The sequence below is a fragment of the Bacteroidales bacterium genome, from assembly GCA_017521245.1.
Classification (GTDB): Bacteria; Bacteroidota; Bacteroidia; order Bacteroidales; family G3-4614; genus Caccoplasma_A.
On record JAFXDI010000024.1, the window covers coordinates 15,320 to 29,140 of the forward strand.

The 13,821-nt window shown below is 37.7% G+C and carries 14 protein-coding genes; 4 read left to right on the forward strand and 10 right to left on the reverse strand.

Annotated features, from left to right (window positions below; translation table 11 throughout):
• From IKK64_04975 to IKK64_04985, 3 genes are all read right to left on the reverse strand, one after another.
• Entirely contained in the window at nucleotides 1-474 is a 474-nt protein-coding gene (locus tag IKK64_04975; GenBank protein MBR4119414.1) for a hypothetical protein, read from the reverse strand.
• A 12-nt stretch (nucleotides 475-486) separates the two neighbouring features.
• Nucleotides 487-960 carry a hypothetical protein gene (locus IKK64_04980; GenBank protein ID MBR4119415.1) on the reverse strand — a complete coding sequence of 158 codons (474 nt, stop codon included), beginning with the start codon at nucleotides 958-960 and terminating at the stop codon, nucleotides 487-489.
• A 174-nt stretch (nucleotides 961-1,134) separates the two neighbouring features.
• On the reverse strand, nucleotides 1,135-2,052 hold the full coding sequence (locus tag IKK64_04985; protein MBR4119416.1) for a putative sulfate exporter family transporter: 918 nt from the start codon (nucleotides 2,050-2,052) through the stop codon (nucleotides 1,135-1,137).
• 87 nt (nucleotides 2,053-2,139) lie between these two features.
• Here IKK64_04985 and IKK64_04990 point away from each other — a divergent pair, with 87 nt between their 5' ends.
• Both IKK64_04990 and dprA read left to right on the forward strand, forming a co-directional pair.
• Complete coding sequence (locus IKK64_04990; GenBank protein ID MBR4119417.1) at nucleotides 2,140-2,550, forward strand: acyl-CoA thioesterase; 411 nt, start codon at nucleotides 2,140-2,142, stop codon at nucleotides 2,548-2,550.
• A 5-nt stretch (nucleotides 2,551-2,555) separates the two neighbouring features.
• Complete coding sequence (gene dprA, locus IKK64_04995) at nucleotides 2,556-3,668, forward strand: DNA-processing protein DprA (GenBank protein MBR4119418.1); 1,113 nt, start codon at nucleotides 2,556-2,558, stop codon at nucleotides 3,666-3,668.
• 6 nt (nucleotides 3,669-3,674) lie between these two features.
• Here the strand turns inward: dprA and IKK64_05000 are convergent, their stop codons facing one another.
• Genes IKK64_05000 through aroQ form a run of 7 tightly spaced genes read right to left on the reverse strand, consistent with a single transcriptional unit; the run spans nucleotide 3,675 to nucleotide 10,235 of the window.
• Complete coding sequence (locus IKK64_05000) at nucleotides 3,675-4,340, reverse strand: metal ABC transporter ATP-binding protein (GenBank protein MBR4119419.1); 666 nt, start codon at nucleotides 4,338-4,340, stop codon at nucleotides 3,675-3,677.
• A complete protein-coding gene (locus IKK64_05005; GenBank protein ID MBR4119420.1) occupies nucleotides 4,324-5,181 on the reverse strand; it encodes a zinc ABC transporter substrate-binding protein in 858 nt (285 codons plus the stop codon). Before IKK64_05005 ends, IKK64_05000 begins: the two co-directional genes overlap by 17 nt.
• A complete protein-coding gene (locus IKK64_05010; protein MBR4119421.1) occupies nucleotides 5,163-7,601 on the reverse strand; it encodes a YfhO family protein in 2,439 nt (812 codons plus the stop codon). The genes IKK64_05005 and IKK64_05010 overlap by 19 nt, the downstream gene beginning before the upstream one ends.
• 13 nt (nucleotides 7,602-7,614) lie before the next feature.
• Nucleotides 7,615-8,832 carry an ABC transporter permease gene (locus tag IKK64_05015; GenBank protein MBR4119422.1) on the reverse strand — a complete coding sequence of 406 codons (1,218 nt, stop codon included), beginning with the start codon at nucleotides 8,830-8,832 and terminating at the stop codon, nucleotides 7,615-7,617.
• A gap of 4 nt (nucleotides 8,833-8,836) precedes the next feature.
• Nucleotides 8,837-9,172, reverse strand: a complete 336-nt coding sequence (gene rbfA, locus IKK64_05020) for a 30S ribosome-binding factor RbfA (protein ID MBR4119423.1) — start codon at nucleotides 9,170-9,172, stop codon at nucleotides 8,837-8,839.
• A 6-nt stretch (nucleotides 9,173-9,178) separates the two neighbouring features.
• Nucleotides 9,179-9,808 carry a class I SAM-dependent methyltransferase gene (locus IKK64_05025; protein ID MBR4119424.1) on the reverse strand — a complete coding sequence of 210 codons (630 nt, stop codon included), beginning with the start codon at nucleotides 9,806-9,808 and terminating at the stop codon, nucleotides 9,179-9,181.
• A gap of 4 nt (nucleotides 9,809-9,812) precedes the next feature.
• The gene (aroQ, locus tag IKK64_05030; protein ID MBR4119425.1) at nucleotides 9,813-10,235 is read right to left on the reverse strand and encodes a type II 3-dehydroquinate dehydratase; all 423 of its coding nucleotides are present in this window, start codon (nucleotides 10,233-10,235) and stop codon (nucleotides 9,813-9,815) included.
• Nucleotides 10,236-10,336: 101 nt separating this feature from the next.
• Here aroQ and IKK64_05035 point away from each other — a divergent pair, with 101 nt between their 5' ends.
• A complete protein-coding gene (locus IKK64_05035; GenBank protein MBR4119426.1) occupies nucleotides 10,337-11,248 on the forward strand; it encodes a tyrosine recombinase XerD in 912 nt (303 codons plus the stop codon).
• Nucleotides 11,249-11,503: 255 nt separating this feature from the next.
• A complete protein-coding gene (locus tag IKK64_05040; protein ID MBR4119427.1) occupies nucleotides 11,504-13,189 on the forward strand; it encodes a hypothetical protein in 1,686 nt (561 codons plus the stop codon).
• Nucleotides 13,190-13,821 lie beyond the last annotated feature (632 nt).

Sequence of the window (13,821 nt, forward strand, 5' to 3'; positions counted from 1 at the left end):
CTATTTTATTATTCCGTTTGACTTAAGATACTCTTTTAATTGAGGGCGATAAACAGTAACTACAATTCCAAATTTCTTTTGAAGTTTACTCAACTCTTTTGTTCGGTTTAAACGGCGACCGCCTTCATCATCAGTTACAAATTTTTTGTAATCACCATCTTCGCTAAAAAAGCGGTTAAAGAAATCTTCGTATTTCTCTCTTGCATTGGGAGCAAATACCAATGGTTTTGTATCGCATAGGTCATTACCCGATCTTATTCCTTTGAATATCACATCGTTTAAAGCGGTTTTCATTGCTTGTTCTTTGGCATCTAATCGAGTTTTACCTCCACCCCAAGCAACTAATGTTTGTGAGCCATCTAATGCTACACCTAAACACTCTGTCTCGTATGCTACATAAGTAGATGATGTTTTTTTGGCATACCCTATTGTTGCCACTGCAAATATTAATGCAGTCAATAATAATTTTTTCATATATATGTAGTTTTAGAATCCTGTTGATAATCCTCTTATTATACCTGCTTTCTCTAAATCTTTACGTAAAGCATCCTTAGAGATTATTGCTATTGTGCCTACCTTATATTTTTTACTAACTTTTATATACTCATAAGGTATGGCTGCTAATGTTACGTATGCGTCATATTGTTTATCTGCTCCAAAGAAACTATTAAAGAAATCGGCATGTTGCTTTTCTGCCAACGGAGAGCCTGCTATGGGTTTAAAACTTTGGCACTCACCCGTTGCTGAAACTCCTCTGAATAATGCTCCATGTATTGCCGCCTTTTTCAGTTCATCGGGTGTTACCTTTTTGTTTGATGAGTATACCCAAACTTTTACCATATAGCATCCCTCTTTTGATGTTGCACCTCCACATTCCAAGTCATACTCAAACATATCTGATGCAAACGTTGCAAACGGAAACAAGATAGCTAATAGTAATCCCAATACAATCTTTTTCATAATTGATACTTATTTTTTATGTTTCCTACTCTTTAGATTTTCGGAATCCTCTTTTTTTATACTTGATATTGCAAATATAGTTAATTTTCAAAAAAAGAGATTTTTTAATCACAAAAAATTTAATCTTATATTAAAAAATATAAAATTGACAAAAAGATTGATATTAAAATAAGATTACAACATTACAACAAATAGGGTTACAACCGAGATTATTACCCAAAGGATAACACCCAAAAGAAGAGGTTTTAGACCTACACTTTTTAGTGCCGACAGTGACAATCCACAACCAATCAAGAAGAGTGTTACTGTTAGTAATTTTTTTGATAAAAACACTATGTTGGTTGTTATAATTTGAGGTAAAGTGAAGTATGTATTAATGAGCATTGCCACTACAAACCAGATTATAAAGTATGGAATAGAGGCTTTACGCCCTTTGGTTCTGAATACAAATGCCGAGACAAATGCCAATGGTATTATCCACAATGCACGTGTCAGTTTTATTGTTGTAGCCACCTTTAAGGCTTCATCACCGTATGCTGCTCCTGCTCCTACCACCGAACTTGTATCGTGAATGGCTATTGCCGCCCAAGTTCCAAACTGAACTTGAGAGAGGTCTAACGCTCTGCCTATGGGTGGAAATATAAATAGTGCTACGGCATTGAGAACGAATATGGTTATAAGAGCCAACGATGTATCGTTTTCATCGGCATCAATTACTGGTGCTACTGCCGCTATGGCACTTCCTCCACAGATTGCAGTTCCCGAAGATATTAAATAACTGTTTTTACGATTTATCTTTAGAAGTTTACCTAAAAATGCACCAAGTATCATTACCCCTATAACAGAGATTATGGTAAAAATCATTCCCTCCTTTCCTGCTTGTAACGATTGGTGCAAATTCATTCCAAAACCCAACCCCACAACTGAAATTTGGAGCAGATATTTTGATAACTTCTTTGTCAGTTTTGAATATGGTACACCTATTATAAGGGATAGCAATATTCCTAAAAATAGCGCTATTGCCGGTGTTAAAAAAAATGATGCTACCAGAAGCAGTATAAATAATATTTTTGCTACGTTTTCTTTTCTCATTGTTATTCTTTTATTGTTTTTGCAAAGTTAACTATAAAATAGTTTTTTGAGAAAATTTATTTACTTTTGTATCAAACAAAATTTATTATGGCAAAAGATTACTCATACGAAATAGAGATTAAGGTGCGTGATTATGAGTGCGATGCTCAAGGTATTGTAAACAACGCAAACTACCAGCACTACTTTGAACACGCTCGACATGAATTTTTAGAACACGCAGGTTGCTCCTTTGGAGCAATGCGAGAGGCTGGCATTGAGCCTGTTGTTGCACGTATTGAGATTAATTACAAAAACTCTCTTCGCGGTGGAGAAGTGTTTGTTTGCAAACTCTTTATGCGTAGAGAGGGTATCAGATTTGTCTTTTACCAAGATATTTTCAGAAAATCGGATGGAGTTTTGTGTGCCGAAGCAAAGGTTACAACAGTTTGTACACGAGAGGGCAAGATTATCAAGGGTGATGAACTTGTTGAGATGCTTGGCGATTATATTTGGGTATAGGAGAAATGGATTTAAGGGAGAGAAACTTTTTTATTGCTCTTGCCAACATTAAAGGTATTGACTTTGGTATTGCAAGAGGGTTGATTGAGAAGTATGGCTCGGCAGAGGCTATATTCTCAACCGATGGTCTATCTCTTCAAAATGATGAGGGCGAAGAACAAGAGATTAATCTTTTTAAAAAATCTTCAAAAGAGGAACTCTTGCTATTTGCCGAGAAAGAGATTGAGTTTATTGAGAAACACAACATCTCCCTTATCGGGTTTAATTCTCACGCCTACCCCAAACGCCTTCTTAACTGCCCCGATGCTCCTATCCTTTTATACTCAAAAGGAGATATAGATTTTAATTCTCAAAGGTTTGTAAGCATTGTTGGTACTCGCAACGCTACCGAATATGGCAGGGATTGGTGCGAAAAGTTTGTATGCGAACTCGCAGAGATGTTCCCCGATGTGGTTATTGTGAGCGGGTTGGCATACGGTATTGATATATGCGCACATAGAGCAGCATTAGAGTGCGGACTGAAGACGGTTGCTGTTTTGGGTAATCCACTGAATAGTATATACCCATCAACACATCGCAGCACAGCCAACAAGATTATTGATAATGGTGCTTTGATTAGCGAATACTCTTCACAATCGCCTATGCTAAAAGTTAATTTTGTTGCACGTAATAGGATTGTTGCAGGAATGAGCGATGCAACAGTTATTGTTGAATCAAAAGAGAAGGGAGGCTCTTTAATTACTGCATCGTTGGCAACGGACTACTCTCGCGAAGTATTTGCACTTCCCGGCAACGTTGACAAAGAGACATCAAAGGGATGCAACAATCTTATTCGCGACAATAAGGCACAACTTATTACATCGGCAAAAGATATGACCAATACTCTTGGGTGGGAGTGTTTGCTATCTTCTAAGAGGGTACAGAATACACTTTTCCCCGATTTTGATGAGACCGAACAGATTATTGTTGATATTATTACTGAGAAAAAAGAGATTGATATTAACTCTCTTAGTATTGCTTCGGGAATTGCAACATCAAAACTTTTATCTTCGCTTATGGGATTGGAGTTTAAGGGCGTTATAAAGTCTTACCCCGGAAACAGATATAAGATTATATAAACTCTCTTACCTCTCCTCAATATTTCTATCCCCTACATAAATTACACGATTTGCCATGCTACTGGTATATGCACTATTGTCGTGCGTTACAACCACTATTGTGGTTGAGGGTGATAACTGCTGTAAGATTGCGTATAGTTTTTGGGTAAACGAACTATCCAAATAAGATGTTGGTTCATCCAACACAAGCAGTGCCGGATTGGAGATTATTGCTCGTGCAAACAATGCCCTTTGAAATTGTCCTCCTGAGACTTCGCCTATGGGACGAGATTGCAAAACAGTAAGTTGCATAGCAGAGAGCATCTCATCCACCCTCTCCTTAACCTCGCTATTTGTTAGATTCTTCTCCTGCATCAAGCCACTCTCAACCACCTCTCTTACCGAAATTGGGAAGCGTAAATCCAAACTGTTCTTTTGAGGAAGATACCCTACCCTCTCTTTTGCGAGTGTTTCGTATTGAGAACCATTATCATAATACAACACCCTACCGCTTGTTGGTTTCTGCAATCCTAACATTACTCTTATAAGCGATGTTTTTCCTCCTCCATTTGCTCCCTCCACAAGCATAAAGTCTCCTCTATTAAGAGTTAAATTTACACCTTTTAATATTATTCTATTATCGAAAGTGAGAGTTACCTCTTTTAGTTCAATATATCTATTTTGATATTGCATATGCTATCTCTCTTATCTCTTCAATGAAGTTATATGCCAATGGATTTATTACAACAACCGAAGCCTCTATCTCTTGAGCGAATGTTTTTACCTGCTCGGGAGTAAACTCGTTTTGAATGAATACTGTTTTTATTCCTTTCTCTATTGCCTCTTCAATTACCTGTTGCATACGTTGCGGAGTCATCTCTTTGCCACTCTCCTCGAGCGACAACTGTTGCAAGTTATAATCCCTTGCAAAATAGGAGAGTGAGGGGTGAAATATTGCAAAATGGCGACATTGAGCAGCAGATAAAATTGAATTAACTTCCCTATCAAGAGCCTCTAATTGATGTATCAACTGCATATAGTTTGATGTGTAGTATGAGGCATTTTTGTTATCAAACGCCACAATAGCATTATAGAGATTTGTTGCCATCAGCTTTGCACCTTTGGGCGAAGTCCAATAGTGAGGGTCAGAGTGAGAATGTTCCTCTCCTCCATGAGAACATTCAGAGGTTATAAAATCAAGCCCTTCAGAGAGATCTACAACCTTTATATTTGAGATATTTTTAACTATCGCCGGCAGTGTTGTCTTTTCAAACCCCAACTCTCCTACTTTAAAATAGAGCGAAGAGGTTGCAATCTCTTTCATTTGGCGAGGGGTTGTGGCATACTCTTCGGGATTGCCTCCTTGAGGTATAGCACACACCACTTGAATTGAATCTCCAACTATCTTGTCGAGCAGATACTTTTGTGGCAATATTGTCACCGCCACTTGAGGGAGGCGATTACCTTTATCAGCAACACAACTTGATAATACAACTACTATTAAGGATAGAAATACTACCTTTGTTTTAAACATTCTTCTTCTCTTTTTCTAACAGATGTAATTATTAGATATGCCCCTGCTAAAACTATTATGGCAATTGAGGCAAACGCAATGGCTGTATTTACCTTCAGAGAGGTTGGCTCAAATTTAAACTCAATCTCATGCTCTCCTGCTGGGATACTCATTCCCCTTAATACATAGTTTACACGTGCCATTTGAGCAGGCTCTCCATCTATTGTTATCTGCCATCCCCATGGGAAGTATATCTCTGAGAATACCGCATATCCTCCGTTTTGAGAAACGGATTTATAGTTAAGTTTGTTCGGTTGATAGTGAGTTAAGTATATTGTATCGCCCTCACTCCTTTGAGGTATTTGAGCAGGTATTATATTTTTAAAGTGGTTATCGGCTATTGCAGTTCTCCTTTCATCAAAAGAGTTTAACGCCTCCATTTCGGCTTTTGCTCCATCAACCCACTCTATCTCATCAACAAACCAAGCATTGCCCATAGCATCGGGGTTTGGCACTGCAACAGCCTCGCCCGACTCTGATGCTGTTATAAAGTATTTGGTATTAAGCATATTTATAACAGAGATATTACCTTTGCTTAACTGATACTTTATAAGATCATCATATCTACGAAGTTTTGCCGCACTATATCCACCAATTGATTTGTGATGATATGAAGTTGTTGGATCGTTATAAGTATCTACCGTTAAATTGAGTACCCTATAATTGGGATCTTTGTCTTGCAATATATCTTTGTCAGCTTGAGTCATTTGGAAAGCACTCTTTACTTTGCGTTTTGGAACAAAGTTATCGCCATTCAAATAGCGTTTGTTTACTGGATACATATCCACTACAACTAATGCCAACATTGCAACTGCAAATAATTTTGTTGATATTTTCTTATTTATAAACAATAGCAATAGAAGAGCTGATAGTATCACAAAGAAGAATGTTCGCCACGCATCGGCAGTAAATATTGATTCTCGCACCTCCTCTAACTCATCAAAAATCATTTGGTATTCGGGTTGAGAGATAGCCATTTGCTCTTCTTGTACCGACAGAAAGTTAAAAAACAAAGTTGGCATTACAGCAAACAAGAACGCAACCCCAGCTGTTAATGCTAATGGCAAATACATTTTCCACATTTTCTCTTTTAGAGTTTGAGTATTTTCAATTATCTCTTTTAATGCAAGAGTTGCCAATAGTGGAATTGCAAACTCGGCAACTACCAATATACTTGATACCGTACGGAACTTGTCATATAGAGGAACATTATTTACAAACCACTCAGTAAGAGGCATAAAATTATGTCCCCATGATAGAAGTAATGATATTATTGAAGCCACAATACAAGCCCACTTTATAGGTCCTTTTACCACAAAGCAACCTATTAAGAAGAGGAACATTATTATTGCTCCTGCATATACAGGACCTGCGGTAAAGGGTTGATCTCCCCAATAGTGATTCATCTGCCCCACATATTGTCTTAGCGAAGGTTCAGCCTCTTTCATAGCATCCTTATCGGCTGATATATATCCTGTTGCACCTCCTTTTGTATTTGGAATGAGTAGAGTCCAACTCTCATCAATACCGTAACTCCATTGGGTTATATAGTCAATGTTTAATCCGCCCCCTTCACCCTCAGTTGCCGATTCAGATGCAAGTTCCGACTTACCTCGCATTGTCTCTTTTGAGTACTCGTATGTATTGTAAATGCTTGGCAGATTTGCACAAACAGCAAGAACCGCAGCAACCACAAGAGAGAGCGTTGCCTTTGTAAAGCGCCTATACTCTTTTTGTTGTATTGCCTTTATCAGATAGCCTATTACCAATGGCAGAATAAACAAGAATGAGTAGTAACTCATCTGTATATGGTTTGCGTGTATCTGCATCATTCCAAAGAAGGCTGCAAGTAAAGCACCTTTTATATACTTGCCACGATATGCCAATATTATTCCTGCTATTGTGGGTGGGATATAGGCAAGAGTTATGAATTTCCAGATATGTCCTGCCGCTATTATTATAAAGAAATATGAAGAAAAGGCGTATGCCAATGCCCCAAAGAGCGAAATATACCACTTGACATTTAACACCATCAACAGAATAAAGAATCCTATTGCCATAATGTATATGTAGGAAACTGGTATTGGCAATCCTAACGAATATATTTTTTCTATTACTTTTAAAACTTTATTGTTTTCATACGAAGGAGATATTTGAAAGTTTGGCATTCCACCAAACAGCGAGTTTGTCCAACGTGTAGTTTCGCCTGTTGCCTCGTTGAACGCCTTTGCTTCCTGTCCGATTGCTATTCCCTGTTGAGTATCGCCCTGAAACAGCACCTTTCCCTCAAAAATCTCTGGAGAGAAATATACAATTGATATTGCGACTATTGTGAGAACAGAAATAATGCAGGGTAATGATTTTTCAAAATATCTCTTCATATTAATATCTTTTTTATCCGTTTTTTATCAACTTTGAATTTATATATTTTACCGGTATCCAAGCAATCAGCACTCCAACAGCAACCACTACCGATATTACCAATAAAACATCACTCCATACAACTTTTACAGGGTAATACTCAACTATAAAGTTTGCACCCATCTTAAGTATTCCAAAATGTTGCTGCACAAGAGAGAGCAGTAAACCTAACAGAACTCCTGTCACTGCCCCTATAAATGAGATCAGAACTCCTTGATTAAAAAATATTTTTGTTATAAACGACTCTTTACCGCCTAAGTTATGGAGGGTTTTTATATTCTCTTTTTTATCAATTATCAGCATTGACACTGAAGCAATTATATTGAATGCCGATATCACCAAAACAAACAAGAGCATAAAAAATGTTATCCATTTTTCAATTGCCATCATTGAAAATGCCTCTGCTTTTTGTTCTATTCTATCTTTTACCACATACCCCTCGCCAACAATCTTTTGTACCTCTTTCTGTATCTTCTCAACATTCTGTTCATCTGTCACTTTTATCTCCAGCAGAGTTGCCTCAGTTGTGTAATCGAACAGTTGCTTTGCCACCTCAATTGACACATATACAAATTTATTGTCGCTTTCGGCCTGACTTATTGAAAACACTCCAGAGCAATAGACTTGACGTGTATTAAACGATGTTGAGGGGTTTATCAAGTTTACTTTTGCCTTACGTTTTGGAGCATATAGGTATATAGGCGAGAGAAAATGAGGAGCAACCATCAGAGTATTTGATATTCCAACTCCAATTACCGCATAGGGCAGTGAGTCGGCAAACATGGTTGCACCGTCAATTAATGCAGCATCAATATTGTTTACTTTTGAATAATTTGCAGGAACTCCTTTTATAACAACGGGTTGTTGCTTGTCACCATATAGAGCAAGAGCATTATCTTCTACAACTGGGGTAACTGCCTCCACTCCGTCAATCTCCTCAAGACGTTTAATCTCAGGAGCGGTTGTATCTAATGTTTTCCCTGCTTTTGCTCTAACCTCTAAGTGAGGATCAATCTCAGAATATAGCGAAGATATTATCTCTTCAAATCCATTATATACCGACAAGGTACATATCATAGCCATCGTTGCAATTGCAACTCCACATACCGATACTATCGATACTGCATTTATGGCAGTGTGTGATTTTTTTGAGAAGAGGTAACGTATCGCTATTTTCAGAGATAAGAGCATTGTCTTATTTATTTAAGAGAGTGTCAATATTATCGATATAATCGAGCGAGTCATCAACAAAGAATGTTAGTTCGGGTACTTTGCGCAATTGGTAACGCACTCTTCCGCCCAACTCATATCTGATGCTCTTTGCATTGTTATTTACCGCCTCTAATATCTCAGGAGCCTTCTCCGATGGAAAGACACTCAAATAGATTTTTGCGACACTTAAATCGGGGCTTACCCTTACAATACTTACCGAGACCAATGTTCCCGGCATCTTTTTAGTCTCTGCCAAGAAAATCTCTCCTAACTCTTTTTGTAATAATCTGTTTATCTTACTTTGTCTTGTTGTTTCCATTGTAAATTACTTTTTATAGATAATAGTCAAGCCATCTCGCGATGGTACAAAAACTTTTTCAACACGATCATCCGAAGCCACCATATCATTAAAACGGCGTAGACCTTCGGTTTGCGGATCGTGTTCCGACTCATCAAGAATCTTTCCCGACCAAAGAGTGTTGTCAGCCAACATAAATCCTCCCTTTCTCACCTTTGGGAATACCAAATTGTAATATTCGCAATATTCGCGTTTATCAGCATCTATAAACACCATATCGAACTCATCCTCAAGTGTTGGGATTATCTTCTTAGCATCTCCCATTAACAGGCGAATTTTATCTTTGTTAGGCGATTCTGCGAGATACTCATTGATGAAATCTTCCAGCTCATCATTCTCCTCAATAGTATATATAAAACCATCTTCGGGCAGTGCCTCAGCAAAACATTGAGCCGAATATCCTGTGAAAGTTCCCAACTCTAAAACCTTCTTAGCATTTATCATTCGGCAAAACATTTTTAACATACGTCCCTGAATGTGTCCCGACAACATTCGTGAACGCACCAACTTAACGTTGGTATCGCGATTTAAACGACTTAGCAACTCTCCTTCGGGATCGATGTGCGATTGTATATATAACTCTTCGGCGGTAAACATATCACTATCTCGCTTTTAATGCTTCAATTGCTAATCTGTATGAATCTAATCCAAATCCCGCTATTGTACCTATGCACGATGGTGCTATGTAGGATTTGTGTCGATACTCCTCTCTTGCACTCACATTTGAGATATGCACCTCAACAACAGGAGTTTTAATAGCTCTTATGGCATCACTTATGGCAATAGAGGTGTGAGTGTATGCTCCGGCATTTAATACAATACCATCTGCATCACCAAACCCTGCTTTATGAAGCATATCAATTATATCCCCTTCGTGATTTGATTGATAGTACTCAATATTATCAGCGCTAAACTTTGACTGCAAAACTGCAAGGTAGTCATCAAAACTTACACTGCCATATATGCCCTCCTCTCGCTTTCCCAGCAAATTGAGATTAGGTCCGTTTATAATAAGTATCTTCATAACAGATTTTTTATTTATTTTTGCAAATACAAAAGTAATAAAATTTATTTTATTAGAAACTGTTTTTAATATTCAAACCTCTACATTTGAGGAGAATTTGTATGAACACACCCGGCAAAGAGAAAGATTTAGTCAAAGAGTATGTTATTCATCTGAAGTTAGAGCGTGGTCTATCAAAGAATAGCATTGATGCGTATCTGAACGATTTGAACAAATTTTTAGAGTTCTTAAACTGCGACGAATACGACATAGAGTTGTTTGAAAATGTAGATGTTTTACAATTTCTCGCAACACTTAGCGACATTGGTATATGTCCTCGTTCTCAGGCTCGTATACTATCCGGAATAAAATCTTTTTATAGATTTTTATTGATTGACGGATATATGAAATCAGATCCTCTTGCAAATATAGAATCTCCCAAATTGGGAAAGCATCTTCCCGAAGTTTTGACCATTGAAGAGATAGACAGATTGACTGAAAGTTTTGACCTGTCTCTGCCGGAAGGACATAGAAATAAAACCATTATTGAGGTTATGTATGGTTGCGGTTTAAGGGTTTCAGAGGTCACAAATTTAAAGATTTCAAATATATACATAAACGAAGGGTATATTTTGGTTGAAGGCAAAGGCAAAAAGCAGAGAATTGTACCAATTGCAGAGAGTACAATCAAGGAGATAAAACTCTATTTAGAGAGCCGTAAGCTATTGAACATCAAACATGGATGCGAAGATATTCTATTCTTAAACAGGAGAGGCGGACAGCTATCAAGAGTTATGATTTTCTACATCATAAAACAGCAATGCGAGGTTTGCAATATAAAAAAGAATATAAGTCCTCACACTTTGCGACACACGTTTGCCACTCACCTTTTAGAGGGGGGTGCAAACCTAAGAGCAATTCAGCAGATGTTAGGACACGAGAGCATAGCCACAACCGAAATATACGTACACCTTGACAGAGAATTTATCAGAAGAGAAATCCTTACTCACCATCCACGAAACAATAGTGACTGATAATATGTTTAACCTACTAAAACGAATAAAAATATCCAATTCTCGTGTTTTTATTTCTAAATATCAATACATTTATGTTATCAAATCAAAAAAACACTTATAAATTGATGCTATTTGACAAAAACTCACTATATTTGTAACATATTTCGTTTACTACCCTGAAGGGGGGGCAAAATGAAGTAACATAAGCAAGCACATTAAATGAGAATTTAGAGATTAACAATAATAATTTATCAACAAAAAAGAAAATTAACTATGAACAAAAAATTTTATTTACCTTTACTACTTGCTTTATTAGTAGTAATCACCGGATGTAAAATGGGTTCAATGTCATCAGAGGACTTCTCTGTGAATCCTAATCCACTTGAAGTTGTAGCAGGAAAAGTTAACGCTACTATCACAGGAGTTTTCCCTGAGAAATACTTCAAAAAAAGAGTTACTGTAACTGTTACTCCTTACTTGGTTTATGCTGAAGGAGAGACTGCTGGAACTCCATACGTTTACCAAGGAGAGAAAATAGTTGGAAACAATCAAGAGATTGAGTACAAAATGGGAGGAACTATCACAATGCCTGTATCTTTTGACTATGTTCCCGCTATGAAAAAATCTGAGCTATGGTTAGGTTTTGAGGTAACAAACAAAAAAGGAACTAAAACTTACACATTAGAGAGAGTTAAAGTTGCTGACGGTATCATTGCAACTGCTGAACTTGCTGATGTAAACAAAGTTAAACCTGCTATCGCTCCTGATGCTTTCCAACGCATCATAAACGAAACTTGCAACGCAGACATTATGTTCCTTATCCAACAAGCAAACATCCGCTCAAAACAACTTAAGAGCGAGGAGATGGCTGCTTTGAAAGATAAAGTAAACGAAACTAAATCTGATGACAGAAAAGAGTTGAAAGGTATTGAGATTTCTTCATACGCTTCTCCTGATGGTGGTTACGATCTTAACTACAAACTTGCTGAGAAACGTGAGGATAACACAATGAAATATCTTAACAAACAACTCGAAAAAGATTCTATCGCAACTGAGGTAACAGGTAAATTTACTGCTCAAGATTGGGATGGATTCAAAACTTTAGTTGAGAAATCAAGCATCCAAGACAAAGAACTTATCCTTCGTGTTCTTTCAATGTACAACGATCCTGCTCAACGTGAGAAAGAGATCAAAAATATGTCAAGCACATTCAAAGTTCTTGCTGAAGAGATTCTTCCTCAACTTCGTTACTCAAGAATCACAGCAAGCATCGACTTGATTGGTAAAACTGACGAGGAGATTATGGCTCTTGTAGCAACAGATCCTAAAGAACTTTCTCTTGAAGAACTTCTTTTCGCTGGTACTTTAACTTGCGACAAAGAGCAACAACTTTACATCTATGCTAAAGCTGCTGAGTACTTCCCCAACGACTACCGTGCATTCAACAACGCAGGTATGGTTTGCTTTGAAATGGGTAAATTCTCTGATGCTAACGCATGGTTTGAGAAAGCAGCAAAAATAGCAGGAAACTCTGCTCAAGTTCAAATGAACCAAGGTCTTATCGCTCTTAAAGAGGGTAACCAAGAGAAAGCTGCTCAATGTTTCGGAAATGCTGCTGCATTGGAAGAGACTAAAGAGGCAACTGGTGTTCTTTACATAGAGAAAGGTGAGTACCAAAAAGCAGTTAAAGCATTTGGCGACAACAAATCAAACAACGCTGCTTTGGCTCAAATAATGGTTAAAGATTATGCAACTGCACAAAACACTCTTGACGCTGTTGCTAATCCTGACGCTATGACTTACTACTTGAAAGCAGTTATCGGTGCTCGCACTAACAACGAGACTGAACTTGCTAAAAACCTTCGTCAAGCAATCAACATTGATGAGAAATTGAAAGTTGACGCTGCTAACGATATCGAGTTCGCTAACTACGACATCACAGGTATCATCGCTGAATAATTTAATATAAATTATAATAAGTACAAAAGAGGTTACTTCGGTAGCCTCTTTTTTGTTTTGAAACATTTTTAGTAAAAGAGACAACAAACTCTTGGGTATTCACCCATATATTCATTTTTTAATTAAAAAGACGGTTCTCGGAGCAAAAAAGGTGAATTCTCTTTTGGAGAGTGATTTGTTGAGAAGATGTTGAGAGAACATCACTCTGTATATAAGCACCTTACGCCCTCCATTCGTCAAATCAACAAATTATCATCTACAACAAAACCGAGTGCATAAGTTCCAATTCCAAGACATCGGACAATAACGAAATGCATTGCAAGACTGCATACCGTAATGCATACCTTACGACACAACAGCAGGTCGGACGGACTGCATACGAAAATGCGAGAAAACAAGAATGCGAGAGGTCGAGTAATCGAGAGGTCGAGTAATCGAGAGGTCAGAAACAAATTTAGAACAGATGGCTCTATTTTCAATCAGTATTTCAGTTCCGTCAATCGACCGTTTCCTAAGCTCGTCTGCAAAGGTAGTACAGACCAAGTTTGAAAGTTGAAAGGTCGGGCAACAAGTCGTTTCGGGCAGAATCTGCCTCCTGCGGAGAGTATTCAGCCCGAAAACCTCGCTCCACT

Excerpts from the sequence above, each read along its gene's own strand:
- IKK64_04975 (MBR4119414.1), bottom strand. The coding sequence starts at position 474 with ATGAAAAAATTATTATTGACTGCATTAATATTTGCAGTGGCAACAATA.
- IKK64_04980 (MBR4119415.1), bottom strand. The coding sequence starts at position 960 with ATGAAAAAGATTGTATTGGGATTACTATTAGCTATCTTGTTTCCGTTT.
- IKK64_04985 (MBR4119416.1), bottom strand. The coding sequence starts at position 2,052 with ATGAGAAAAGAAAACGTAGCAAAAATATTATTTATACTGCTTCTGGTA.
- IKK64_04990 (MBR4119417.1), top strand. The coding sequence starts at position 2,140 with ATGGCAAAAGATTACTCATACGAAATAGAGATTAAGGTGCGTGATTAT.
- dprA (MBR4119418.1), top strand. The coding sequence starts at position 2,556 with ATGGATTTAAGGGAGAGAAACTTTTTTATTGCTCTTGCCAACATTAAA.
- IKK64_05000 (MBR4119419.1), bottom strand. The coding sequence starts at position 4,340 with ATGCAATATCAAAATAGATATATTGAACTAAAAGAGGTAACTCTCACT.
- IKK64_05005 (MBR4119420.1), bottom strand. The coding sequence starts at position 5,181 with ATGTTTAAAACAAAGGTAGTATTTCTATCCTTAATAGTAGTTGTATTA.
- IKK64_05010 (MBR4119421.1), bottom strand. The coding sequence starts at position 7,601 with ATGAAGAGATATTTTGAAAAATCATTACCCTGCATTATTTCTGTTCTC.
- IKK64_05015 (MBR4119422.1), bottom strand. The coding sequence starts at position 8,832 with ATGCTCTTATCTCTGAAAATAGCGATACGTTACCTCTTCTCAAAAAAA.
- rbfA (MBR4119423.1), bottom strand. The coding sequence starts at position 9,172 with ATGGAAACAACAAGACAAAGTAAGATAAACAGATTATTACAAAAAGAG.
- IKK64_05025 (MBR4119424.1), bottom strand. The coding sequence starts at position 9,808 with ATGTTTACCGCCGAAGAGTTATATATACAATCGCACATCGATCCCGAA.
- aroQ (MBR4119425.1), bottom strand. The coding sequence starts at position 10,235 with ATGAAGATACTTATTATAAACGGACCTAATCTCAATTTGCTGGGAAAG.
- IKK64_05035 (MBR4119426.1), top strand. The coding sequence starts at position 10,337 with ATGAACACACCCGGCAAAGAGAAAGATTTAGTCAAAGAGTATGTTATT.
- IKK64_05040 (MBR4119427.1), top strand. The coding sequence starts at position 11,504 with ATGAACAAAAAATTTTATTTACCTTTACTACTTGCTTTATTAGTAGTA.